Annotated in this window: 22 protein-coding genes; 18 read left to right on the forward strand and 4 right to left on the reverse strand. The window is 40.8% G+C overall.

Going from position 1 to position 25,631, the window contains the following annotated elements; all coding sequences use genetic code 11:
• From GO816_RS18170 to GO816_RS18220, 11 genes are all read left to right on the forward strand, one after another.
• A complete protein-coding gene (locus tag GO816_RS18170) occupies nucleotides 1-441 on the forward strand; it encodes a hypothetical protein (protein ID WP_157543380.1) in 441 nt (146 codons plus the stop codon).
• A gap of 179 nt (nucleotides 442-620) precedes the next feature.
• Nucleotides 621-1,358 (forward strand): nucleotidyltransferase, encoded by a 738-nt coding sequence (locus GO816_RS18175; protein WP_157543381.1) that lies wholly within the window; start codon nucleotides 621-623, stop codon nucleotides 1,356-1,358.
• Nucleotides 1,359-1,364: 6 nt separating this feature from the next.
• The gene (locus tag GO816_RS18180; protein ID WP_157543382.1) at nucleotides 1,365-2,105 is read left to right on the forward strand and encodes a metallophosphoesterase family protein; all 741 of its coding nucleotides are present in this window, start codon (nucleotides 1,365-1,367) and stop codon (nucleotides 2,103-2,105) included.
• Nucleotides 2,106-2,162: 57 nt separating this feature from the next.
• Nucleotides 2,163-2,474, forward strand: a complete 312-nt coding sequence (locus GO816_RS18185; protein WP_157543383.1) for a YMGG-like glycine zipper-containing protein — start codon at nucleotides 2,163-2,165, stop codon at nucleotides 2,472-2,474.
• A gap of 190 nt (nucleotides 2,475-2,664) precedes the next feature.
• Nucleotides 2,665-3,915: a BamA/TamA family outer membrane protein gene (locus GO816_RS18190; protein WP_157543384.1), complete on the forward strand. Its 1,251-nt coding sequence runs from the start codon at nucleotides 2,665-2,667 to the stop codon at nucleotides 3,913-3,915.
• A gap of 166 nt (nucleotides 3,916-4,081) precedes the next feature.
• Nucleotides 4,082-4,759 carry a fructose-6-phosphate aldolase gene (gene fsa, locus GO816_RS18195; protein ID WP_157543385.1) on the forward strand — a complete coding sequence of 226 codons (678 nt, stop codon included), beginning with the start codon at nucleotides 4,082-4,084 and terminating at the stop codon, nucleotides 4,757-4,759.
• Nucleotides 4,760-4,863: 104 nt separating this feature from the next.
• Nucleotides 4,864-5,709: a transketolase gene (locus tag GO816_RS18200; protein ID WP_157543386.1), complete on the forward strand. Its 846-nt coding sequence runs from the start codon at nucleotides 4,864-4,866 to the stop codon at nucleotides 5,707-5,709.
• A gap of 95 nt (nucleotides 5,710-5,804) precedes the next feature.
• Nucleotides 5,805-6,761, forward strand: a complete 957-nt coding sequence (locus GO816_RS18205) for a transketolase family protein (protein ID WP_295767091.1) — start codon at nucleotides 5,805-5,807, stop codon at nucleotides 6,759-6,761.
• Nucleotides 6,762-6,929: 168 nt separating this feature from the next.
• Entirely contained in the window at nucleotides 6,930-7,964 is a 1,035-nt protein-coding gene (locus tag GO816_RS18210; RefSeq protein WP_157543387.1) for a LacI family DNA-binding transcriptional regulator, read from the forward strand.
• A 39-nt stretch (nucleotides 7,965-8,003) separates the two neighbouring features.
• Nucleotides 8,004-9,149, forward strand: coding sequence for an MFS transporter (locus GO816_RS18215; RefSeq protein WP_157543388.1), 1,146 nt, complete (start codon nucleotides 8,004-8,006; stop codon nucleotides 9,147-9,149).
• A 199-nt stretch (nucleotides 9,150-9,348) separates the two neighbouring features.
• Nucleotides 9,349-9,801 carry an RrF2 family transcriptional regulator gene (locus GO816_RS18220; RefSeq protein WP_157543389.1) on the forward strand — a complete coding sequence of 151 codons (453 nt, stop codon included), beginning with the start codon at nucleotides 9,349-9,351 and terminating at the stop codon, nucleotides 9,799-9,801.
• Here GO816_RS18220 and GO816_RS18225 read toward each other — a convergent pair whose 3' ends face one another.
• Nucleotides 9,802-10,680 (reverse strand): polyphosphate kinase 2 family protein, encoded by an 879-nt coding sequence (locus GO816_RS18225; RefSeq protein ID WP_157543390.1) that lies wholly within the window; start codon nucleotides 10,678-10,680, stop codon nucleotides 9,802-9,804.
• 107 nt (nucleotides 10,681-10,787) lie between these two features.
• Between GO816_RS18225 and GO816_RS18230 the strand changes: the two genes are divergently transcribed.
• The 3 genes from GO816_RS18230 to GO816_RS18240 all read left to right on the forward strand — a co-directional run bounded on the left by GO816_RS18230 (nucleotide 10,788) and on the right by GO816_RS18240 (nucleotide 17,100).
• A complete protein-coding gene (locus GO816_RS18230; protein WP_157543391.1) occupies nucleotides 10,788-13,091 on the forward strand; it encodes a penicillin-binding protein 1A in 2,304 nt (767 codons plus the stop codon).
• Nucleotides 13,092-13,164: 73 nt separating this feature from the next.
• Nucleotides 13,165-16,392, forward strand: a complete 3,228-nt coding sequence (locus GO816_RS18235; RefSeq protein WP_157543392.1) for a DPP IV N-terminal domain-containing protein — start codon at nucleotides 13,165-13,167, stop codon at nucleotides 16,390-16,392.
• A gap of 93 nt (nucleotides 16,393-16,485) precedes the next feature.
• On the forward strand, nucleotides 16,486-17,100 hold the full coding sequence (locus GO816_RS18240; protein ID WP_157543393.1) for a fasciclin domain-containing protein: 615 nt from the start codon (nucleotides 16,486-16,488) through the stop codon (nucleotides 17,098-17,100).
• A gap of 27 nt (nucleotides 17,101-17,127) precedes the next feature.
• On the opposite strand, the gene GO816_RS18245 is transcribed toward GO816_RS18240, so the two are convergent.
• Entirely contained in the window at nucleotides 17,128-17,481 is a 354-nt protein-coding gene (locus GO816_RS18245) for a GIY-YIG nuclease family protein (protein WP_157543394.1), read from the reverse strand.
• Nucleotides 17,482-17,565: 84 nt separating this feature from the next.
• Here GO816_RS18245 and GO816_RS18250 point away from each other — a divergent pair, with 84 nt between their 5' ends.
• From GO816_RS18250 to bioD, 4 genes are all read left to right on the forward strand, one after another.
• On the forward strand, nucleotides 17,566-18,339 hold the full coding sequence (locus GO816_RS18250) for an XRE family transcriptional regulator (RefSeq protein WP_157543395.1): 774 nt from the start codon (nucleotides 17,566-17,568) through the stop codon (nucleotides 18,337-18,339).
• 62 nt (nucleotides 18,340-18,401) lie between these two features.
• Nucleotides 18,402-18,785 (forward strand): hypothetical protein, encoded by a 384-nt coding sequence (locus tag GO816_RS18255; RefSeq protein ID WP_157543396.1) that lies wholly within the window; start codon nucleotides 18,402-18,404, stop codon nucleotides 18,783-18,785.
• 57 nt (nucleotides 18,786-18,842) lie between these two features.
• Nucleotides 18,843-19,967, forward strand: coding sequence for an aminotransferase class I/II-fold pyridoxal phosphate-dependent enzyme (locus GO816_RS18260; RefSeq protein WP_157543397.1), 1,125 nt, complete (start codon nucleotides 18,843-18,845; stop codon nucleotides 19,965-19,967).
• A complete protein-coding gene (gene bioD, locus GO816_RS18265) occupies nucleotides 19,957-20,565 on the forward strand; it encodes a dethiobiotin synthase (RefSeq protein ID WP_157543398.1) in 609 nt (202 codons plus the stop codon). Before GO816_RS18260 ends, bioD begins: the two co-directional genes overlap by 11 nt.
• A gap of 85 nt (nucleotides 20,566-20,650) precedes the next feature.
• Here the strand turns inward: bioD and GO816_RS18270 are convergent, their stop codons facing one another.
• A complete protein-coding gene (locus tag GO816_RS18270; RefSeq protein ID WP_157543399.1) occupies nucleotides 20,651-22,135 on the reverse strand; it encodes a RagB/SusD family nutrient uptake outer membrane protein in 1,485 nt (494 codons plus the stop codon).
• Nucleotides 22,136-22,146: 11 nt separating this feature from the next.
• A complete protein-coding gene (locus GO816_RS18275) occupies nucleotides 22,147-25,377 on the reverse strand; it encodes a SusC/RagA family TonB-linked outer membrane protein (protein WP_157543400.1) in 3,231 nt (1,076 codons plus the stop codon).
• Nucleotides 25,378-25,631 lie beyond the last annotated feature (254 nt).

The raw sequence follows: 25,631 nt of genomic DNA on the forward strand, positions 1-25,631 counted from the left end.
ATGAAGTTACTATTGAAATATTTATTGTTTACGTTGATGATTTTTGCCGGTTATGAGGTGTTTAGCCAGCCACCGGCATCTTTCAGAAGCACATCGGCGCCATCAAAAAAACTCAACCTCATACGCGAGGGATATATTGAAACTCAAATTAAGCTGAGTAATGATGAGAAAGCCAAGTTTTGGCCGGTTTATCGTGAGTATAAAGAAGAAGTAAATTCTATACGTAAAGCCAAACTGCAAAACCGCCTTAACAAGTCAAAAGATCAGATTCAGAAAGACCTGGAATACGATCAGCAATTGGTTGATGCCAAAAAACATTATACAAAGGAGTTTTTAAAAATATTGCCCCCTGATAAAGTTAACCGCGTTTTTCAAAGTGAGCGTGAATTTACCGAAGAATTGATAAAGCAATTAGGTGAACGCGGAACACCCGATAAATAAGCTTAGTTATTAAGTTATAAAAAGCGATTTGTGAAGCCACAAGTCGCTTTTTTGTTTATCAAAACAATTCAATTTGAGCAAATAGGGTATTAACTGTAAAACACTAAGTATTGTATTAAGGTTATGTTAAAGAGAATGCAGTATTCAATAGCGCAGTACTGTTTAACAAATACCTAGAAATGAGAATTAACGACGATGAAGATTGCATAGCATTTTACCAGGAAGCTCTTGACCATTTAAGAGACAGCGGCATAGAATATATGCTTGGCGGTGCATTTGCCATATTTCATTACACAGGAATTTACCGCGATACAAAAGACCTTGATGTATACTGCAAATCAGTTGATTGCCCGCGGATAATGAAATACTTTGGCGATTTAGGATATGAAACCCAATTTACTGACGCACGCTGGTTGGCCAAAATTTTCAAAGGCGAATACTTCATCGATTTAATATTTGATACCGTAAACAACATTTGCAAAGTTGACGATACCTGGATAGAGCGTGCAGTTGATGCGAGCTTTTTTGACAGGGATGTAAAACTGCTCGGTCCTGAGGAGTTAATATGGAGTAAAATATACGTACAAAACCGCGAAAGGTATGATGGAGCAGATTTGAACCACTTACTGGTACAGTACGGAAAAAATTTAGACTGGCACCATTTACTTTTCAGGCTCGATCAGCACTGGCAGTTGCTTTTAGGTCAGCTGATTAATTTTCAATTTGTTTACCCCGCCGATTATCAAAACATAATACCACGCTGGCTTTATGATGAATTGCTACGCCGCGCGGCCGAACAGTTTGACTTGCCTTCACCCGAAGAGAAAGTTTGTCGTGGCCCAATGATTGACCAAACACAATACAGTGTCGATGTAAAAGATTGGGACTATAAATCATACACCATTAAAACCGTTTAATGAATTATGGACGATAAAAAAGTAACCCGCATAGCTGCCGTTGGAGACATACATGTTAAAGAAACTGACAAAGGAAAATGGGTAAGTTACTTTAAAGAAGTATCGGCTAATGCAGATGTACTGATTATTTGCGGTGATTTGACTGATACAGGTGATGAAGACGAAGCGGCTATACTGGCGGCTGAACTACATGCCTGCACCATACCGGTAGTTTGCGTGCTTGGCAACCATGATTACGAAAAAGGCCGACATAAACTTATAAGGCAAGCTATACAAAGTACAAACGTACACGTACTTGATGGAGAAGCTATTGTAATTGGTGGTGTTGGTTTTGCGGGTGTAAAAGGTTTTGGCGGTGGTTTTGATCGTTACCTGCTTACCATGTTTGGCGAAGACGCCAACAAGGCTTATGTTCAGGAAGCTGTAGATGAAGCATTACACTTAGAGCGTGCGCTAAACAAACTCGATAGTGAGTTTCAGGTTAATAAAAAGATAGCCGTTTTACATTATTCGCCTATTAAAGCTACAGTAGTTGGCGAGCCGCCTGAAATTTATCCATTCCTGGGTTCATCACGTTTAGCCGAGCCGCTGATCAGAAACAATGTAACTGCCGCTTTTCATGGCCATGCTCATGCAGGTACGCTTGAAGGTTCAATAAGTAACAGTGACATCAAGGTTTTTAACGTTGCTAAACAGGTGTTAAGCAAAGCCGGTTACCAATGCCCCTACTACTTACTTGAGGTGTAACAAGTAAAGTTGGCTTACAATTTGTAAAGTAATGCATAAACACAACTATACACTACCATGAAGAAGACGCTATTTTTATTCAGCCTTATACTAACAATAATCATTAGTGCTACCAATTCATCATTTGCTCAAAAGCGCAAAAAAGGGATGAGTTCACAAGCTAAAGGTGCTATTATTGGCGGCGCAGGTGGCGCTGTAGCAGGAGGACTAATTGGGGGCAACGCTAAAGGAGCAATAATAGGCGGAGCTGTTGGTGCCGGTGGCGGTTACATAATAGGCAATGAAAGCCGCAGGGCAAAAGAAAAGCGTGCAAGAGCCAACCGCAAAGCATATCGTAGCAAAAAAAATTATCATCCCGGAAGACTATAGTCCATTCAGGTTTGAACGAGCAAAAAGGTGTAATGCAGCTGCATTGCACCTTTTTTGGTTATAAGGTTGCTCTTATATAACTTTTAGTTACTCATTCACGTTAAACATTTAATGTCATACTATTGCAATATTGGCTTATAATTTGTTAATTACAATTTGCAATACTGACTCGTTACTTGCTTAAATATTGATGGCCCTAAATAAATTATTGATTCTATGGATACTGTTGCTTGCTCCGGCTTTACTGGTAGCTCAAGACACTAGTACTATAGTATCAACCTTTAAGCAAAAAAACATTGACACAACGGGTCAAAAAGATTTGATTGACGTTTTCAGAACTGTGTTTAAACCAAAAACTAAACGCAATGATATAAAGCTTGATCAAAAAGAGGACAAAGTGTATTTCTCATTTTTACCCACAGCATCAGCATTGCCGAGCGGTGGAGGAAAAATGTTTGTTACCTCTACCACAGCCAGCTTTTACATGGGTAACGAGCAAACTACCAATATTTCAAATATCAGCTTTACTCCATACTTTAACCTCAACGGCAGGTTTGGCTTACCATTACGCTCAAGTGTTTGGCTAAACGATAACAAATGGTACATAGCGGGCGACACGCGTTTTTTGGTTTATCCGCAAGACACCTGGGGTCTTGGCGGCGGCACCCCCGAAAGTGCGCGTATGCGCGTTGATTACAAGTATATTCGTTTTTATCAAAGTTTACTTAGGCGCATTAAACCTTATTTTTTTGCAGGCGTAGGTTATAATCTCGATTACCACATGCGCATAAAAACCAATCATGATGCGCCCGAACTTGACGATGCATCAGGCTACATATTTGGAACTGCGCAAGGTCAAAACTCATTTTCATCAGGTGTAACTCTTAATTTACTGTATGACACCCGCAATAATTCAATCAATCCTCTACCCGGCTGTTATGCTAATTTAGTTTATCGCTACAATTCAACCTTACTTGGCAGCACCAGGCCGTGGTCATCACTTTATGCCGACGTAAGAAAGTACATTGCACTTGATGAAACCAAACCATCGCGCCAAAACACCCTTGCTTTCTGGACTTATTTCTGGACAACGTTAGACCGTGGCACTCCTTATCTTAGTTTGCCGGCTGTGGGTTGGGATTTTTATAATACATCAGGCCGGGGTTTGGAACAAAACCGTTATCGCGGACAAGCATTATGGTACACCGAAGCTGAGTATCGTCGCAGCATTACACGTAACGGCTTGCTTGGCTTTGTGCTATTTGCAAACGTAACTACCGTGAATGAGCCTGATACCCGGCAGTTCAACTACTTTCACCCGGCGGCGGGTGGCGGTTTACGCATTAAGGTTAACAAGGCCTCAAATACCAATATTGCCATTGACTATGGCATGAGTAAAGGTTTCTCATCAATACGTTTTGGATTGGGTGAAGCTTTCTAAAATGTTCATGATTATGTGGAAATACAAACAACACACTACGCAATCGATTGCAGAAAATATTTAGGTAACGCCAAAAATTAATTGCATTTTTACGCCGCATTCTTTAGCTTTAACAAATTTAAAATAAGTGTTATTCTGACATTTAATTCAATACATACCATTAATTATGAAGTTTTTTATCGACACGGCCAACCTGTCTCAAATTAGCGAAGCCCATGACATGGGGATTTTAGACGGTGTAACCACTAACCCATCACTCATGGCTAAAGAAGGTATTACCGGCCATGAAAATGTAATTGCTCATTATAAAGCTATATGCGATATTACCGATGGTGATGTTAGCGCAGAAGTAATTGCAACTACCTATGATGAAATGGTTGCCGAAGGTTTGGCTTTGGCCGAGCTGCACGAACGCATTGTTGTAAAAGTGCCCATGATTAAAGATGGTGTTAAAGCCATTAAATACTTTACCCAGCAAGGTATTAAAACTAATTGCACACTGGTATTTTCGGCTGGTCAGGCGTTATTGGCTGCTAAAGCTGGTGCTACATACGTATCACCGTTTATTGGCCGTTTAGATGACGTATCAACAGATGGTTTAACTTTGATTGAAGATATCCGTTTGATATATGATAACTACGGGTACGAAACTCAAATTCTTGCAGCATCAGTTCGTCATGCTATGCACATCATTAATTGTGCTAAAATTGGTGCCGATGTTATCACCGGCCCACTTAGTGCTATAACTGCTTTGTTAAAACACCCGTTAACTGACAACGGCCTGGCTCAGTTCCTGGCAGATCATGCTAAAGCTGCTGCAGCGGGCGTTGAGCCGGTTAAATAACTTTGAGTTTATGGTTCATAGTCAATAGTTCATGGCAGCTCAGGCCCCGGCTATAAACTATGAACCATCAACTATAAACTAACATCAATCAACTAATACTAAAAATGACACAAGATATTTCAGAGCTTAAAAATATTGCCTCACAAGTACGCCGCGATGTTGTGCGCATGGTGCACGGCTGTCAAAGCGGCCACCCGGGAGGCTCACTAGGCTGTACCGATTATTTGGTAGCCTTATATTTTTCAATCATGAAAAACGATCCGTCTTTTAACATGGATGGCGTTGGCGAAGACCTTTTCTTTTTATCAAACGGACATATATCTCCTGTTTTCTATTCGGTACTGGCCCACGCCAGTTACTTTGACAAAGCAGAATTAGGAACTTTTCGTAAGTTAGATTCAAGGCTGCAAGGCCACCCTACTACGCACGAAGGTTTGCCAGGCATTCGCATGGCATCCGGGTCATTAGGCCAGGGCCTATCGGTTGGTATTGGTGCTGCGTTGAGTAAAAAACTTAACGGTGATGACCGCCTGGTGTTCACCCTTCATGGTGATGGCGAATTGCAGGAAGGTCAAATTTGGGAAGCAGCAATGTTTGCTCCACATAATCGTGTTGACAACCTTATTGCTACAGTTGACGTTAATGGTCAGCAAATTGATGGCCCTACCAAAGTAGTATTATCATTAGGCGACCTGCGCGCTAAGTTTGAAGCGTTTGGTTGGGAAGTTATGGAAATGCAGGGAAATGACATGGCCTTGGTTGTTGAAGGACTGCAAAAAGCTATTGGCCTTAGCGGTAAAGGCAAACCGGTAATGATATTAATGCAAACCGAAATGGGTGCCGGCGTTGATTTCATGATGGGCAGCCACAAATGGCACGGCGTTGCACCTAACGATGCCCAGTTACAGCAGGCGTTAGATCAATTGCAGGAAACTTTAGGAGACTATTAAGAATAGAGCCAGGAGTGGAAAATAAAGTTTTCAATTCCTGATTCTTGTTTCCAACAAAAATTAACTGAATAACTCAATCACTTAATAATAAAACAGTGACCAAGTATACATATACAGAGAAAAAAGATACGCGTTCGGGCTTTGGAGCAGGTTTGCTTGAGGCTGGTAAACGCAACCCTAAAGTTGTTGCCCTATGTGCCGATTTGGTAGGCTCACTTAAAATGCAGGATTTTATCAATGCATTCCCTGAACGTTTTGTACAGGTAGGTATTGCCGAAGCTAACATGATGGGTATTGCAGCCGGTATGACAATTGGCGGCCATGTTCCATTCACCGGTACTTTTGCTAACTTTTCAACCGGCCGCGTTTACGATCAAATTCGTCAATCAATAGCCTATTCTGATAAAAACGTTAAAATTTGTGCTTCACACGCCGGTTTAACCTTGGGCGAAGATGGTGCAACCCACCAGATACTGGAAGATTTGGGTATGATGAAAATGCTTCCGGGCATGACCGTTATTAACCCTTGTGATTATAACCAAACCAAAGCAGCTACAATTGCCATTGCCGAGCATCATGGCCCGGTTTACTTGCGTTTCGGTCGCCCGGTAGTTCCTATTTTCACCCCTGCCGATCAGGTTTTTGAAATTGGCAAGGCCTGGATGGTTAGCGAAGGTACTGATGTTACCATTATTGCAACCGGCCACCTGGTTTGGGAGGCTATACAAGCAGGTGAGCAACTGGAAGCTATGGGTATTTCAGCTGAGATTATTAACATACACACCATCAAACCTTTGGATGAAGAAGCCATTTTAAAATCAGTTAGCAAAACACGTTGCGTGGTAACAGCCGAAGAGCACAACCGCTTAGGTGGTTTAGGTGATTCGGTTGCACAGGTATTAATCAAAAACCTGCCGGCACCACAAGAGTACGTAGCAGTTAATGATTCATTTGGCGAATCAGGTACACCAGAGCAACTGATGCAAAAATATAAGCTTAATGCACCTGCCATTGTTGAGGCAGCACAAAAGGCTATACAGCGTAAAGGATAAACAAATCCGCTATCCTAAAACAGAAAAAGCTGCCTTCATGGCGGCTTTTTCTGTTTTACAGTATATCAACCACCAGGCCTACAATACGTATGCATCCAGCAAACCGTAAATTTATTATACAACTATAAACGCTACATTTACATTATCAATAACAATGGATTTAATGAAATGAGTATCCCTGATAAAGAAATTACGATATACGACATTGCCAAAGCTTTAAATATTTCAGCGGCTACTGTAAGCCGTGCGTTAATGGATCACCCCTCGGTAAATATTAATACCAAAGCGAAGGTGCAGGAGGCGGCAAAAAGCATGGGATACCGCTCAAACCAAATGGCCAGTAACCTGCGTAAGCGTAAAAGTAATATCATTGGCATTATAGTAGGTAACCTCAACAGCAGCTTCATGTCAAACGTTATTGCCGGTGCTGAGAAAGTGCTCAGTGAGGCAGGCTATAATCTAATCATCAGTCAATCCCTTGATAATGTTAGCAAAGAAATTAACATAGCGCAGGCTATGTACAATAACCGGGTTGATGGGTTGCTGGTATCTTTAGCTTATGAAACGGAGAATGCCGACCATTTTGAAAGTTTTGTAAAACGCGGAATACCGCTGGTATATTTTGACCGTGTTTGGCCGCACCCTAAATGCCCGGGTATTGAGATAGACAATGTAAAGGCTGCTTATGATATTACCGAGCACTTAATTACACAGGGCTGTAAACGCATTGCGCATATTACTGCATTTAAAATAAGTAGTGTAGCAGCCGATAGGTTTACCGGCTATAAAAAGGCATTGGAAGATTATAATATACCTTTTAATGAAAGCTTAGTTATTAAGACAGACCTTACCATGAATGCTGGGATTGATGCCGCCCATCAAATAATGAATATGGAAGAGCGGCCTGATGCTGTTTTTGTTACTAATGATGCCTGCGCCGTAGGCTGCATGCAGGAGACGAAAAAATTTGGCATACGCATACCTCAGGATATTGCCTTTGCCGGGTTTAACAACGATACTGAAGCAAGTATAATTGAACCAAATTTAACAACCGTAAATTACAGGGGCGATATAATGGGCGAAGAGGCTGCCCGTATTCTTATTGACCGCATAAACAACGCGTCAGCAGCTGCTCAACCTGCAAAAAAAATCATGCAAAAATCCGAAATAATAATCCGGGATTCATCAGTTAAAAGGAAGTAAAGGCCAAAGAAGCCGCTTTAATGCTTATTTTTGCGGCGCATGGCAGAGTTCGTCAACAAATCGCCTCGTGATTTACGCATAGGGTGTGCAGTCTTCTTTTTTATTTCAGGTTTTGGTTATTCATCATGGGCGTCGCGTATACCAAGTGTACAGCATGATTTGCATTTGAATGAAGCTCAGTTAGGTTCATTACTTTTTGCACTTCCAATTGGCCTCATGGCAACTATGCCCGTTACCGGCCGACTGCTTAGCCACTACACCAGCCGCAGTATAATGATGTTTGGCGCGTTGCTATTTAACGCCGTACTGCTGTTTTTGGGGCTTGCCACTACAGTTTGGCAATTTGCCGTAATATTGTTTGCACTTGGCTCAGGCCGAAATTTGCTTAATTTATCTGTTAACGCACAATCCGTAGGTGTACAATCACTCTATCCAAAGTCTATAATCACAACCTTTCATGGTATTTGGAGCATGGCCGGTTTTGCGGGTGCTGCCGTTGGATATATAATGGTAAGCTTTAATATCGGTTTACTTTATCATCTTGGCGCTGTAAGTTTACTGCTTTGTGCGGCTTCAATATATTACTATCCATCAACATTTCACCAGAAACCAAAGCCTGTTGAACGTAAACCATTTTTAATACTGCCCGATAAGCACATGCTTAAGTTTGCAGTTATCTGCTTTGCCTGCATGGCTTGCGAAAACACCATGTACGATTGGAGTGCCATTTACTTTGAAAAAGCCATTAACACAGGCAAGGCCACGGCAACAGCCGCTTTTGTAGGCTACATGGTTGCCATGACCATAGCGCGTTTTGTTGGCGATAAGGTTGTTACGCGCATTGGCATCAAAAACATGCTTAACTATAGTGGTTGGTTTATATTTGCCGGGCTGCTGCTTGCCGTATTAGTCCCTTACGCTATACCTGCCGCTATAGGCTTTATGCTTGTGGGCCTTGGGGTTGCCTGTGTTGTACCGCTGGTTTTTAGCATTGCAGGTAAATCGGCCACGTTAAGTAGCGGGGCCGCTATAGCTTCTATTTCTACTATAGGTTATTTCGGTTTCTTACTTGTACCGCCATTTGTTGGCTACGTTGCACAAGCGGTTGGCCTGCGCTGGTCTTTTGGCTTTATAGCCATATTAGGCGGTTTAATTGTAATCATGGTACAAAAAATTAAAGAATAATATTTTGTTTGGCAAATAATCCATAATTTTAGTAGATCTTGCTGCTATTTTGATGTATATCAATCGTCTTATAAAATGTTTAGGAGACTACTGTATTCATACATGGCTTTAAGGTGATATTTAAACCAAAGATTTGCTTGCAACGGTCAATTTTTTATTTGGCTGCATTTTTTCCTATAATTGTACCTCACTTTTAACTATGCTATCTAAGAAAACCAAGTATGCCATTAAGGCGCTGATTGTTTTGGGAAAAAACAAAGACAATCCGCCGATGCAGATTGCCCAGATAGCAGAGCTGGAAAAAATACCCAAAAAGTTTCTTGAGGTTATACTGCTTGAATTACGCAAAGCTGGCTTTTTGTACAGTAAAAAAGGAGCTGGTGGCGGCTACGCCATAAACAAAGACCCTAAAGACATATTTTTGGTAAGTATACTTCGCATTACCGATGGGCCCATTGCAATGGTACCATGCGTGAGCCTTAACTTTTATCACCGTTGCGAAGAATGCCACAATGAGTCGACCTGCGGTATCAGAAGTATGTTTATGGACATCAGAGATGCGACGCTAAAAATACTTTCTGAAACCAGCATCGCCGACTTAATCACCAAAGAGGTTTCCCTTGGTGACTCTGCATTAATAGATCTTAATTAATTATTCGCCCATTAGTTGTTCCTTGCTTTGTTGCAAACGGTCGGCTTCGTCCTTTGGCAACACCGGGTATTGCAAGTCTAAGCTTTTTAGCGTTTCCACAATTACGCTTGATATAGCTATGCGTGAAAACCACTTTTTATCAGCCGGTATAATATACCATGGAGCATCATCATTGGCAGTTTCGCTTATGGCTTGTTCATAGGCCTCCATGTAATCCTTCCAGTATCCCCGCTCTTTTATATCAGCCGCACTGAATTTCCAGTTCTTTGACGGATCGTCGATACGTTGCAAAAACCTCTTTTTCTGTTCCTTTTTTGATAGGTGCAGAAAGAATTTAATAACTACAGTTCCGTTGTTATGCAGGTTTCGTTCAAAGGCTCTTATGCCCTTATAACGCTCGTTCCAAAACTTATCGTCAATATCCTCAACCTTATGTATATCAGGCAAATTCTCTTTCAGAACATTTTCTGGATGTACCTTGCTAACCAGTACATTTTCATAATGCGACCGGTTGTGAATGCCTATACGACCGCGCTCGGGTAAAGCTTTACTGTGGCGCCATAAAAAATCATGGTTGTACTCCTCAGTACTTGGCTGCTTAAAACTATAAACCTGGCACCCTTGCGGATTTATGCCCGACATCGTGTGCTTTATAGCTCCATCTTTACCGGCTGCATCCATAGCCTGAAATATAAGCAGCAGGCTGTATTTATTGGCTGCGTATAGCTTATCCTGTAAATCGGCTGTTTCTTTAACCAACGCTTTTAAAATTGCTTTTGCATCTTCTTTTTTTACATCAGCAGTATAATCTGTATCGAAATTGTTAAGAGAAATTTTCTTATTACCGGTAATTTTAAAATTGTTAGTTATATTTTGCATGATTAAAATAGCTTTGTGCGATGTTAGCATAAAATTTACAACACATATTACCGTTATTGGTATTGTTTGGTGGCTTTATGTTACTATATAACTTACAATTTTAGCCAATGTTTAAACGTGTCCGCAATCCTATACTGCGTTACCTTCTGATATTTATATATTTCGTCATTATATTCTTCTGCTCCATAGAGTTAAACCTGTTCGGAATATTTGGCTACTCGCCAAGTTTACAGGATATTAAAGACCCTACCCTATCATTATCATCAGAAGTTTATACCGCCGACGGGAAACTGCTTGCCAAGTTTTACAAGGAGAACCGCTCGCCTATCGAGTACAAAGATCTCTCGCCAAATCTTATCCATGCCCTTGTTGCTACTGAAGACGTTAGATTTTACAAACATGGCGGTGTTGACTATTATGGCTTTTTTACCAGCTTAATATCTACTGCCACGGGCGACAGGCGCGGCGCCAGTACTATAACGCAACAACTCGCCAAAAACCTTTTTAAAACCCGTAAACGCAAGGCTCAAGGTTTCATCAGGCATATTCCGCTGGTACGTACCGTGGCCTTTAAGTTTAAGGAGTGGCTTACCGCATTTAAAATTGAACACCTTTATAACAAGCAACAAATACTTACCATGTATTTTAACACGGTAACATTTGGTAACAACTCGTTTGGTATAAAAACCGCTACTTTAAAGTATTTTAACAAAAACCCTCAGCAAGTTAATGCTGCCGAAGCCGCACTGTTAATTGGTATGCTTAAGGCAACATCAACCTACAACCCTATACGTTATCCTGGTAAAGCGGTTGAACGCCGCAACGTAGTGTTAGGGCAAATGGAAAAATACGGCTACCTGAAAAAGGCTGAGTATGATGTTAACATTAAACAGCCAATAGGGCTTGATTTAAGCCACATTGAAGAGGTGGGGCAGAGTGACTCTTACTTACGCAGGGCGGTTGAAAAGTGGCTTGATAAGTGGCTAAAAGAAAACGACTACGATTTGTATGAAGACGGATTAAAAATTTATACCACTATTGATTCAAAGTTACAGGGTTTTGCAGAGGAGGCTGTCGCCGAAAAAATGAAAATGCTGCAGCGCAGGTTTTATAATGTATGGCGGGGCAAAAATCCATGGCGCGATTCAAAGGGCAATGAAATACCCGACTTTTTATGGAAAGCCAAGCAAAAGTTGCCTATTTACAGCTTGTTGAAGAAGAAATATAACGGTGATACAGTTGAGATAAACAAATACTTTGATAAGCCTAAACAAATGAAAGTTTTTACCTGGAAAGGTGAACGCGATACTACCTTTTCAACAACTGACTCAATTATTTATTATACCAAGTTACTAAATACCGGCATGATGACTATTGAGCCATCCACCGGGAAAATAAAAGTTTGGATTGGCGGAATTGACAACAAGTACTTTAAGTACGATCACGTTAACCAGGCCAAAAGACAAGCCGGCTCAACGTTCAAGCCTTTTGCTTATTTAACTGCAATTGATAACGGCCACTCACCTTGCGATAAGTTCACCGATAAACCGGTATCAATTTCATATGATGATAACGGCAAGCCTGAAGTTTGGGAACCTAAAAACGCTGACTTTCATTTCTCATACCGTGAAATGTCTTTACGCTGGGCCATGGGAAAATCGGTAAACTCAATTACCGCACAAATTACGCAGGAAGTTGGCTGGGATAAGGTGGTTGAATACGCTCACAAGTGCGGTATCGAAAGTCCTCTGAAAGCCGTTCCTTCAGTATCTTTAGGATCAAATGACGTATCAGTTTACGAAATGGTCAGGGCTTACAGTACATTCTTGAATAAAGGTGAAAGAATTGATCCGCTTTTAGTTACAAAAATTACTGATCATAATGATAACGTTATAAAGGAATTCGGACTTAAAAGCACACGCGTTATCAGTGAGGAAACAGCCTGGCTAATGCTGTATATGTTCCGCGGTGGCATGGAAGAACCGGGCGGCACCTCACAAGCACTATGGGAATATCCAATTTTGTGGAAAAAAGCCAGTAATCAAATTGGAGGCAAAACCGGAACCTCATCTGATTATGTGGACGGATGGTACATGGGTATAACCAAAGATTTAATAACAGGAATTTGGGTTGGTGCCGATGACCGTAGTGTACACTTTAATTCATCTGAAACAGGTGAAGGATCACATACTGCGCTACCTATTTTTGGTTCATTTATGGAAAAGGTTTATTCTGATCCTACATCGGGCTACACCTATGGTCCTTTTCCTAAACCTTGGTCTAAAATAACTAAAACTTACATGTGTCCGTCACCACGTATAAGGGTTGATACCTCATCAGTAAGTGATAGCACAAGCGCACCGGCCGATAGCGGTATTATTGCACCGCCTGATACCACTGCGCAACAATAATTGCTAACCATTACGCAATTTGCCGTAATTTGAATAAATTTAACCTGTTCTTTTACAGTTATAACCGTTGTATATGAGTAAATTATACTTTGTGGTAAGCAAAGTTAAAAAGGTTTGCCTTCTGCTTGTTTTCGTTCTGAGTATTGTGTTCATGAGCCAACCGGCCCAGGCTCAGTATTTTGGGCAAAATAAGGTTCGATATAAAAATTTGAAGTTCAAAGTATTCAAAACTCCCCACTTTGAAATTTACTACTACATGAAAAACGATAGCTTGCTCAAGCGTTTTGCGCAGGAAAGTGAGCTATGGTATACCCTGCATCAACAGGTTTTCAGAGATACCTTCAAACGCCCTAACCCTATTATATTATATGCCGACCATCCCGATTTTCAACAAACAACGGCTATTGATGGTGATATAGGAGTAGGTACAGGCGGTGTTACCGAAGGATTAAAAAACCGTGTGGTTATGCCTATTATGGAGACCAACCACACTACCCGCCATGTATTGGGCCATGAGTTGGTACACGCATTTCAGTACCACATACTTTTGGAGAGTGACACAACCGGCCAAAACAATATTAACAACCTGCCACTATGGATGATTGAAGGTATGGCTGAGTATTTATCGTTAGGTAAAAAGGATGCATATACAGCAATGTGGATGCGCGATGCCTACTTGAATAACGACATACCTACCATACGCGATTTGACGGAAAGCGGCAAGTATTTTCCATATAGATATGGTGAAGCTTTTTGGTCATATTTAGGTTCAACCTATGGCGATACCATTATCGTTCCTTTTTTCAAAAATGTTGCCCGTTTTGGGTTGGAGTATGGTATACGGCGTACGTTTGGATATGATGATAAAACACTATCTAACTTATGGAAAAACTCCATAGTAAATATGTACAAGCCATATTTGAAAGATACAACACAGTTTTTGGCCGGAACGAAGGTGATTGACAACAAAAATTCTGGTGAAATGAACGTCGCGCCATCGGTTAGTCCTGATGGAAAGTACATGACGTTCCTTTCTGAAAAAGATTTGTTTTCGATTGATTTATTTCTGGCCGACGCTAAAACCGGTAAAATTATACGGCGACTCACCAGCAAAACGTCTAATACGCATATAGATGAATTCAACTTTATCGAATCGGCAGGAACGTGGTCGCCTGATGGTAAAAAGTTTGCGTTCAGCGTTTTCAGCGGTGGAAGAAACCGTATGCTTGTTGTATCGGTACCAAGCGGAAAAGTTCTTCAAAATATTTCAATGGGGCGTGTGGGTCAATTCAGTAACCTTACCTGGTCGCCTGATGGTAATTTAATAGCCTTTCAGGGTCTTGCTAATGGGCAGAGTGATTTGTATATGTATAACTTCAACAGTAAAGAAGTTACACAGCTAACCAACGATAAGTTTTCAGATTATCAGCCAGCATTTTCGCGCGATGGTAAGAAGATAATTTTCACCAGCGATCGCACCACTTATGATGTTTCAACAACGCAAGCCATAACTTTTAACCTGGCCGAGCTCGACTTGGCATCACGCAAAGTTTCTGATCTTAAAATTTTTGATGGTGCCAACAACATGAATCCGCAATACTCGGGCGATGGGAAACAAATTTATTTTCTCTCTAACCGAGATGGATTCCGCAACCTTTACAGGCTAACATCAGCCACCGGAAATGTTGAGCAAATGACTCATTTGTTCACCGGTATATCAGGCATAACCGAATTTTCACCTGCTTTAAGCGTATCTGCAAATGATGATGTATTGTACTCCTATTATCGTGCGCAAAAGTATACCCTTTATAACGCAAAGGCCAGCGACTTTAAAAATGTAAAAACCGTTGCTGCCAATGAAACTAATTTTGAAGCAGCACTATTGCCACCACCGCGTGCCGTTGGTGTTGATTTGATAAACTCCAACCTTAACAATTTCTTGTCGTACCAGCGTATTGCTATTGACTCTATACAAAACGTTCCGTATCGCCCGCAATTTAAACTCGATTACCTGGCCAGCAGCGGTGTTGGTGTTGGTGTGGGCATAGGTGGTGCAGGCAGTTATGGTGCAGGTTTATCAAGCGGCATACAGGGCATATTTAGTGATATATTGGGCAGAAACCAAATATATGCAGGCGCATCTGTTAATGGTGAAATATATGACTTTGGTGCACAGGCGCTATACATTAAGCAAACAGGCCGCTGGAACTTTGGCTTTGGCTTGTCGCACATACCCTACCAGCTTGCAACTTATAACATTGTACCAAGTAAGTTCACTTACCAGAATAACTCAGGACAGGACGTGACTGTTGACGCTGTTGAAGAACGGTTTGACATTATACGCATATTTCAGGATCAGGTAAGCGCGTTTACAGCTTATCCATTTTCAAAAACTACACGTGCCGAATTTGGTGGTGGCTTTTCGCATAACTCTTACATGGTTCATCGCTTTAGCACTTACTATCCAGATGGTGGTGGCATCTACCGCGACAGGCGCAGACGCGTATCATTAGATGATTATAACAATGATCAGTATAACAATGTAGGATACTTGCGGTCGTTTTCACTAGCCCAAATAAGCGCGGCTTTAGTTGGCGACAATTCATATTTTGGCATTGCATCGCCATTAAGCGGCTTCAGGTATCGCCTACAGGCTGAATATAACGTAGGCTCGTACCGCTTTTTTTCTCCAACGATTGACTTGCGTAAGTATGAGCGCTTAAAGCCTATAACACTGGCAGCACGCTTCAATTCATTCGGACGCTTTGGGCAGGAAACCGGCTTATACCCATACTACATTGGTTACCCTTTCCTTATAAGAGGTTATGAAAGTCAAACGTTTTACAACAACGCCACACAAGGATCAAATGGGTTTACTATTGATCAGTTATCAGGATCAAGAGTAGCGGTGTTCAACTTTGAAATCAGGTTACCGTTCACTGGTCCTGAAAAGCTATCGGCAATTAAATCGAAGTTTTTATTTAGCGAGTTGAACCTGTTTTTTGACGCAGGTTTAGCCTGGAACAGCGGCAACACCATTAAATTTCAAAAAGCACCTGACTTATTATATTACCAGCCCCGTGTTGATGATAACAACAGACCGGTGTTAGACAGTGAAGGAAAACCTATCCTTGATGGGGTTTACAACACCAACCAACGGGTTCCGGCGTTAAGTGCTGGTGTATCATTAAGAGTGAACCTCTTTGGTGCGCTTATATTAGAACCGTACTATGCAATTCCATTCAACCGTACCGATGTTAAAAAACCGGTGTTTGGCCTTAACTTTACCCCCGGCTGGTAATCATGCTTAAATTATAACTTTGAAAGCGGTCTTAGGGTCGCTTTTTTTTACAAAACAAATTTTATAGCAATCAGTAATATAAATACCTACACTATGAAATACTTACTACTGCTTATAGCTACTATACTATCGGTTGCTGCCTCAGCGCAAACCATACCCACGCGCGGCTCTTCATACCAGGACTCGGTAAGGGCAAGCGCTGCTGAAGGAAAAGTGATAATGGTTAATGGGGAGCCTGTTAATAAGGCTATGGATTTCATAGAAAATTTAACAGCATCAAAATCAAACGCAATTTTTTTAAATGCGCTAAGAGTATCAGGGATGTACGGAACCTTAAAAAGCCGTGGGCCTCTTACCCTGCTGCTACCGGCCGATAGTGCTTTGAAGCAACAACTTGCAGCCCGGTTAGATACATTGTTGAAGCCAGCTCACAAATATGAACTGGTAAACCTTTTAAGCTATCATATATTACCCGGCCGTTACACAAGTAAAGACCTGATAAAACTTATAAAAGATACGCAGGGCACGGCTACAATTTTAACGCTTGCAGGCAGTAAATTAACAGCTACCATAAACGAAAACCGAAACCTTATTTTGACCGACAACTCCGGCGGCAAAAGCGTAATTAGTTTGTTCGACATTGAAGAAAGTAACGGCATTATGCATACGTTAAGCAAATGCCTTATCCCTCAAGACCGGGCTTTATAGTGGCCCTTAATTTATATTGTAGCTGTATTATACAGCAAAAGCACGCCTTCTGGCAGCAAGAGATGGTCTTAGCAAAGGTCTCACTCTGGTGTTTTCCATTTGTAAACCAATAGTTAAATCAATCCAATCGGGGTTTACTGCTCTTATCATCTTTTCTTTTTGCGCGCGGGTGAATGTGCTTAAAAGCTTAAAGCGTTCCATTGCCTGCTCTTCTGTGTTAATCTCTTCAAAATATACTAATCGATTTAATTGCTGCGCCTTGTCAAAAAAAAGCGTTGGCATCTCATCATAAAATTTAATTGTTTTTAATATATCGGTGCATAACCCAACATGAAGATTATTGCGATTCCTATCAGTAAGGATATAGATGAAGTGTTTCATTTGATAATATATTTTGCTAAATAGAAATTTGTTACTAATTTTATGAGCATAAATTTACTAACAAATTTAGTATTTCCAAATTTTATGTCAATAATTTCATCCAATATTAAATTCCTTAGAAAGAAGAAAGGTCTTACCCAACAGCAATTTGCCGACGAAATTGGCATTAAACGCTCCCTGGTTGGTGCCTACGAGGAAGACCGTGCCGACCCCAAATATGATTTACTAAAAAAAATAGCATTGTATTTTGAAGTCAGCGTAGATGATTTTATCAATGAAACTATTAACGAAAAATGGGCACCAAAGCCAAAGGGCAATCCGGCTAACCTGCGCGTTTTAAGTATTACAGTTGATAAGGATGAAAATGAGAATATTGAGATGGTACCGGTTAAAGCCAGCGCGGGTTACCTTAATGGCTACGCAGATCCGGAGTACGTATCAAATTTACCGAAGCTGTATTTACCTATGTTTAAACAAGGTACTTACCGTGCATTTGAAATAAAAGGCGACTCGATGCTGCCCTTGGTATCAGGCACTGTAATTATAGGTGAATATGTTGAAAACTGGGCAGATATAAAAGCTGGTGAAACCTATGTTGTATTATCAAAAAATGAAGGCGTGGTTTATAAACGCATTGGCAACAAATACCGCGACAACAAAAAGCTAAAGTTACTGTCTGATAACCCGGCTTACGAGCCATATGAAATTGGCGGAGAAGACATTTTAGAGATATGGAAAGCAAAAGCATTTCTATCTACACATTTGCCCATGCCTACACCTGAGCCCAGCATTGAAAACCTGACCAGCATGATGGCCGAAATGCAAAAATCCATTTCACGTTTGCAAAGCAACAATTAAGTTACAGGCTTGTTATTAAACTCATAGCCAATATCTTTATCAAAAAACTAAACAAACTTAAAATGAAAAAGATCTTTTTGATGTGCTTTTTCCTACTTGGAATTAGCGCTGTAAGCTTTGCCCAAGGTGGCGGAGGCAGAATGGGTGGCAATCCGGAAGAACAAGCTAAACGTTTACAAGCACAGCTTAAGCTTGATGATGCGCAAACCGCAAAAATTAAAGCAATTTACGAAGTGCAGGCAAAAAAACGTGATAGCCTAATGACGGCTACCAACGGTGACCGCCAGGCTATGATGCAGGCATGGCGCCCAATGATGGAAGCATCTAACGTTAAGATTAAAGAGGTATTAACTGCCGATCAGAAAGCAGCCTTTGAAAAATGGCAGGCTGAAAGAGCAAGCAGAATGCGCCAGGGCGGTGGCAACCCTCCCCCGGCACAAAAGTAATTTTAAAAAAAAGCGGCACTTAGCCGCTTTTTTTATTTTTGTATAAAATCAAAGCCATTGGGAGCAAACGCTTACATCGAGAAAAAATTACAGCAGCGGATTGAAAATCAATCATACAGAGAGCTAAAAGCTGAAAGTCATTTGATTGATTTTTCTTCAAATGACTACCTTGGTTTTGCAAGATCACCTCAACTAAAACAGCTTATAGCAGATGAACTTATCGCCCACCCAAATCACTTAAACGGTTCATCAGGCTCCAGACTACTATCGGGCAATACAACGTATTCCGAAGAACTTGAGCTCATGATTGCTGACTATCATAATGCTCATTCCGCTTTGCTTTTCAATTCAGGTTATGACGCCAATCTTGGGCTCCTGTCCTCAGTACCACAGCGTGGCGATACCGTAATACATGATGAGCTTGCACACGCATCAATCATAGATGGTGTAAGGCTTAGCCATGCCGACAGGCTTTCGTTCAGTCACAATGATATTCATGATCTTGAAAGAAAGCTCAGTAAAGCAAAAGGCACCATCTTTATTGTAGTTGAAAGTGTGTATTCAATGGATGGGGATATCGCTCCATTAAAACAACTATGTGAGCTTGCAGAAACGTATAAGGCCGAAGTAATAGTGGACGAAGCGCACGCAATTGGCGTTTTCGGTAAAGGCTTAATATCAAATTTGGGTCTCGAAACAGCAATTTTTGCACGAGTGATAACTTTTGGAAAGGCTATGGGCTGTCATGGAGCAGCAGTACTTGGAGACGCTGTTTTAAAACGTTACCTCGTCAATTTTGCAAGGTCTTTCATCTATACAACCGCAGCATCATTTCATCAGCTGGCAGCAATTAAAATGGCCTATAAGATGCTGGATTTAAACAGTGACGAGTTTTTGAAATTGCAGAAGAATATTGCGCTGTATAACGATCTTATTAACCAAGAAGATCCCAGTCAGAACCTGACTGAAAGCGCAATCAAAACAATAGTCATCGGTGGCAATGATGCCACGAGGCGAATGGCTGAGTTAATTCAGCAAAGCGGTTTTGACGTACGGCCTATTTTGAGTCCTACTGTAAAGGCCGGCACTGAAAGATTACGGATATGCCTGCATTCTTACAACACCAGCCATGAGATGACTACTTTAGTTCAACTAATACAACAATTACATAATGAAAAATAAAGCTCCGCTGTTTGTTACCGGCATTGGTACCGATGTTGGAAAAACAGTAGTATCGGCCATACTGGTCGAACACCTGAAAGCTGACTACTGGAAACCCATACAATCAGGCGACCTGGATAACAGTGACACCATGAAAGTTAAGGCACTAATATCAAACCCAGTTTCGAAATTTTACGAAGAAGCATATCGGCTAAATCAACCATTTTCGCCCCATAAATCGGCACGGTTAGATGGCCTAGAAATTGATCTTGAAAAAATAATTGTGCCAGCAACCGAAAATCAATTAATTATTGAAGGAGCCGGCGGGCTGATGGTGCCATTAAACAATAAACACTTTATTATTGATTTAATTCAAAAGTTCAATGCAGAAGTTATTTTGGTAGTTAAACATTATTTAGGAAGCATTAACCATACGCTGCTCTCACTAGAACTTCTTAAGGCAAGGGGTATACCTGTAAACAGAATTATATTTAACGGAGATAGAGATGAGGATAGTGAAAGTATAATTTTAAGTCATGTAGATGATGCGAAAGTTTACTATACGCCTTTAATTCAAAACATCTCTAACGAGGCTATAAAACTGATTGAATTTAAGTAATCGAAAGGTTCTCGTAACAATTTCGACTAAACGATGAAGGGCAATCTTAAAAAGATTGCCCTTCATTTTGTAAACAAAAAACGGTTTATGGGTTTTGCTCAACCAGAGTATTATTGTTAATCTCTGCTTGTGGAATTAACCATTCCCATCTCACATCTCCTGCCGGAACCTCGAATATACCTGCTAAAGTACCGTCATGGTTTGCACCGTTACGATTAAGAGGTAAATTTAAGCGCTTAAGATCAAGGAAACGGAAACCTTCACCCCAAAGCTCAACACGTCTTTGAGTAAGAATTTCGTTGATTAAAGCATCACCTGAATTTACAGACGTTACATAGCTTGCATCTCTTTGTTTAGCAACAGTAAATAGAGCAGTACGTGCTGCAGCGGTATTGCCTAAACGAGCTTGCGCTTCTGCTTCAATAAGGTACATCTCGCTTGAACGCATAAACGGCATATCTCCCCAGCTATTACTTGCACTGTTAGCCAAAAACTTACGGTTCATGTACGGATAGCGTGATCCACTTGGAGGAACAGGGTAAGATGTGTTAGCTGCCGTTGGATCCCATAATTGCTTTCTTACGTCTGTAGCTGAAATTTGATTATACAATGCTGAATTAATAGCCTTTGGATTTGAACGGATGTTGGTTGAGTTAAAGTTAACCGACATGTACGCAAAGAATGAATAAAAGAAGGTAGTTTGATCAGCAATGTGATTAATACCCCAAATCCACTCTTGATTGGCTAAGTTATTAAAGCCAGCTAAATAGTCAGCATTTGACATTAGCGGATAGCCGGTACGGGCAGCAACAGCCATTTGTGATGCTACAGCGTAGTTACCCTGAGTTAAAGCTACACGAGCTTTGATACCCTGCGCAACGTTCAGGTTAATGTGTGATTTTGTAGATCTCGCGGTTGCTCCGGTTAAAAAGCCAATGGCAGCATCTAAATCTGTATTTATTTGCGCATAAACTTGTGACACGGTTGAACGTGGAAGAGCTGCAACATCAGGGGTAATAAGCAAAGGCACACCCAATTGCGGGTTAGCAGTGTTCTGATCACCATTCCACCTTTTAGCAAATATTTGCACAAGCTTAAAGTGTGCATAAGCACGCATTGCCAATGCCTCACCTTTAATAACACGCTTCTCGGCTTCAGAACCGGTCGCTGCATCAATTTGGTCTAATATTTTATTGGCATTAGCAATAAGGCGGTAATGATAACGGTAAACAAAGTCTACCTGTCCTGCATTCACGGTCCGGTGAGTAATCCATCTGTAAACACTGTTAAACCAACCGTTACCGGCGTTGGTGTTAACAAGGTCCTCTCCCATCATATCCATATCAATCATTACCGACCCTTCACCACCTTCATCCTGGTTACTGTACTGGCTATACATGGCACGATAGATACCATTCATTGCCGACATAGCATTTTTAGTTGTTGTGAACAACAACCCGGGAGCTACCTGGTCGGTAGGTGCTGTATCTAAAAATTCTTTGTTACATGAAGGCAATATTGCAGAAGCAGCCATCAATGCACAAAAACTGTATATAAATCTCTTTTTCATTTTCTTCTGTATTATAAAGAAACATTTAAACCTAAACTAAGAATACGTTGTGGAACGTAAGCATTTGTTACAGTACCACCAACAGTTTGCGAAGCGTCCATGCCTTTACGTGAACCTATCATATAAAGGTTTTCGCCGCTGAAGAATATACGTGCATTTTTAACCTCAACTTTGCTGATAAGTGACTTAGGTAAGTTGTAAGTTATAGTTGCATTTCTGAACCATAAGTAAGATGCACTGGTTAACCAACGGCTTGAACCTGCATACAAGTTAGCAGCATTCGCCTGATCTAACCTTGGGATGCTGGTAATATCGCCAGGATTGTGCCAGCTGTTCAACGCGTCTTTGTGTATACCACCACCGTAGCTACCAACGCTCATCAAGCTTGCATAATTAGTATCATAAATTTTACCACCTAATTGGTAATTTACCAAGAAAGAGAATGTAAAATCTTTATAAGTGAACGTGTTAGTTACTGCACCTGAAAGATCAGGTAGTGCAGAGTCACCAGTGTAATCTAACAGAGCATCACTTTGGCTGGTAGTTACGCTTTCGCCGTTAACAGTACGTAAATTAGCAGCAGCAGTGCCTGGTTTAGGTACATATAAAGCAGCACCATCAGCAGGGTCTACACCTTTATAAATACGGGTGTAAAAATCATAGCGAGATCTTCCTTCTTCCAAACGAACAATACCGTCAACAATTGGAGCAGCATTAGGTAATTCTAACACTTTGTTTTTCAAACGGGTAAAGTTTGTATTAAGATTCCAGTTAAAGTTTTTAGATCTAACCACATCTCCTGATAAGCTTAACTCAAAACCACGGTTTGAAAAACGGCCAATGTTATCATATTGGTTAAGGTAACCGCTTGATCTTGGAAGCGGCACAAGGAACACCAAGTTGTTTGTACCTCTGTCAAAGTACTCAAATGTACCTTGTAGCCTGTTTTTGAATAAACCAAACTCAAGACCAATATCAGTCATGCGCTGAGTTTCCCATTTGATGTTAACGTTTCCTAAGGTAGTTGCTGCTATAAAGCCAGGCTCTAAAGCGTTGTTTGCAGGGTTATAAAAGGTTTGGTAACTATATAATCCAGGGATGTCTTTGTTACCTACTGTACCCCAGCTGCCACGAAGTTTTAACAAATCAACCCAGCTAACTGCTCTCATGAAATCTTCACGATCAATTCTCCAGCCGGCACCAAATGATGCAAAGGTACCCCAACGGTTCTCAGAAGAAAGTTTAGAAAGACCATCTCTTCTAACGCTGGCTTCTAATAAGTACTTATCATCATAGTTATAATTAAAGCGAGAGAAGTAACCTTCAATACGGAACCTGTCTTTATATGATGATACGTTACCTGTAGTAGTAAAGTTATTTAATTCAGAGTTGCCTGGTAAAACAACGTTTGTACGACCTGCAGTTAATTGATCTTCGAAAGTTGAATAGTTTTCATGACCAATTAAAGCAGTAATACCATGCTTATTTATGTTTTTAGTATAGGTTAAAGTTTGGAATAAGTTGTAAGTAGTATTCAGCGTACGTGTTCTGAAAGCACGACCGGCAGGAGCACCGTCACCTACTACTTCATTATCGTAAGAGTCGTCATACAAATTGCTGTAATCGGCTGCAATGTTTTGTGTGAACTTGAAATCTTTTAAGAAAGTTATCTCAGCATATGCACGCGCAGTTAACACGTTACGACGTAAATTGGCTTGATTCAATTCAGTCTCTTGAACAATGTGACGTCCAGGGCTAGCACCTGATGCACGACCTGGAACACCTAAAGCTGTTAATCCACCTAAATCATATATACGTTTACCGGTACCGTCAAGCAAGTATTCGCCAGTAGTTGGGTTATGGGCGTACACATTATAGATAGGAGCAATATTACGGCTGAAGTAGAATGGGTTAACGTATGAAGTACTACCGCTACCTACTAAGTTTTGCTCAGTAAAGTTGCCTGATAAGTTAGCACCTGTTTTTAACCATTTAACCGGCTGAATATTTGCGTTGATACGACCGGTGATTCTTCTGAAATCAGATTTACGTGCAAAACCGTTTTCTTGGGTGTAACCCAATGAAGAAAAGAAATCGCCTTTGTCAGTACCTGAACCATAGTTTACAGAGTAGTCTTTACGGTCACTGGTTCTTTGAGTGGCTTTTAACCAATCAAGATCATCATAACGCAGTTGAGCAGCAGGATTTAAAACACCGTTAACATCAACAAGTTGTGTACTTGGAACATTGAAAGGATTGTTGCTTGCAGCATATCTTCCGCTTAACACTAAAGAACCTAATACCTGAGATATATCTTGATAAGTACGGCCATTTAATGTTTGCAGGTTGTTTGCATTGCGAGTTCCTAAACCAGATGCGATAGTATTTGCCTGGTCGCGGGTTAGAGGATTACTTGCTGCGTAAACTAAACTGTTACGGTAAGTTTCCCAGGCTACAGGATAGTATTGGTAAGCATCTAAGCGGTCATACTCAGGAATGGCACGTGAAATAATAGCTTGTGTAGCTTTAACGCTTAACTGAGATGTACCTTTTTTACCTCTTTTAGTAGTAATCATAATTACACCGTTAGCAGCGCGTGCACCATATAAAGCAGTAGCACTTGCGTCTTTCAACACGGTCATGTTCTCAATATCTTCAGGGTTGATGTTTGATATCGCACCTTCATACTGAACACCATCAACTACATACATTGGGCCGTTGCCAGAGTTGAATGATCCAACACCGCGGATACGGATGGTTGGCGTGCTGCCCGGAACACCTGAAGATGGCAATACCTGCACACCTGGGGTAATACCGGCAATAGCATTCAAAGCATTTGATACTGGACGATTGCCTATATCTTTTGCTCCAATTGCAGCAGCGGAACCAGTGTAAGTATCCTTTTTAGCAGTACTGAATGGAAGTACAACAACTTCGCTCAGTTGGTTGGGAACTGCCGAAAGGGTAACGTTCATTCCGCTTGACGCAGCTACTTCTTTAGTAGCAAAACCAAGAAAAGAAAATACAAGTGTACCATTTTGAGGCACTTGAAGGGTAAAACGACCATCTGCACCTGTTTGAGTTCCAAACTTAGAGCCTTTGATGGTTACACTCACCCCTGCCAAAGGTAAGCCGTCATCATTTCCGGTCACTTTGCCGGAAATTGATTGATTTTGCGCATAAGCCTGTATAGAGCTTACGACAAACAAAACCCAGAAGAATTTGAGTAAAATTCTCTTCATTTGTTAATTGTTTGAGTTAATAAATAGTTTTCAAAAGTGAAAATTATAAATTCGATTCGATAAATCATAGAAATTTTGAAGATATTTTTAAAAAAAGTCCATTTTTTTGGAAATCGTAGAAATTTACACCCCATTTTACTCACGGACTGCCGATTTTGTGTAAGTAAATATCCAAATCATAAAGATTTAATTAAAAAAGCGGATAGTTAATACTATCCGCTTTCAAATTTGACAATAGAAAGTCTATTGTAATA

The organism is Mucilaginibacter aquatilis (assembly GCF_009755275.1).
Classification (GTDB): Bacteria; Bacteroidota; Bacteroidia; order Sphingobacteriales; family Sphingobacteriaceae; genus Mucilaginibacter; species Mucilaginibacter aquatilis.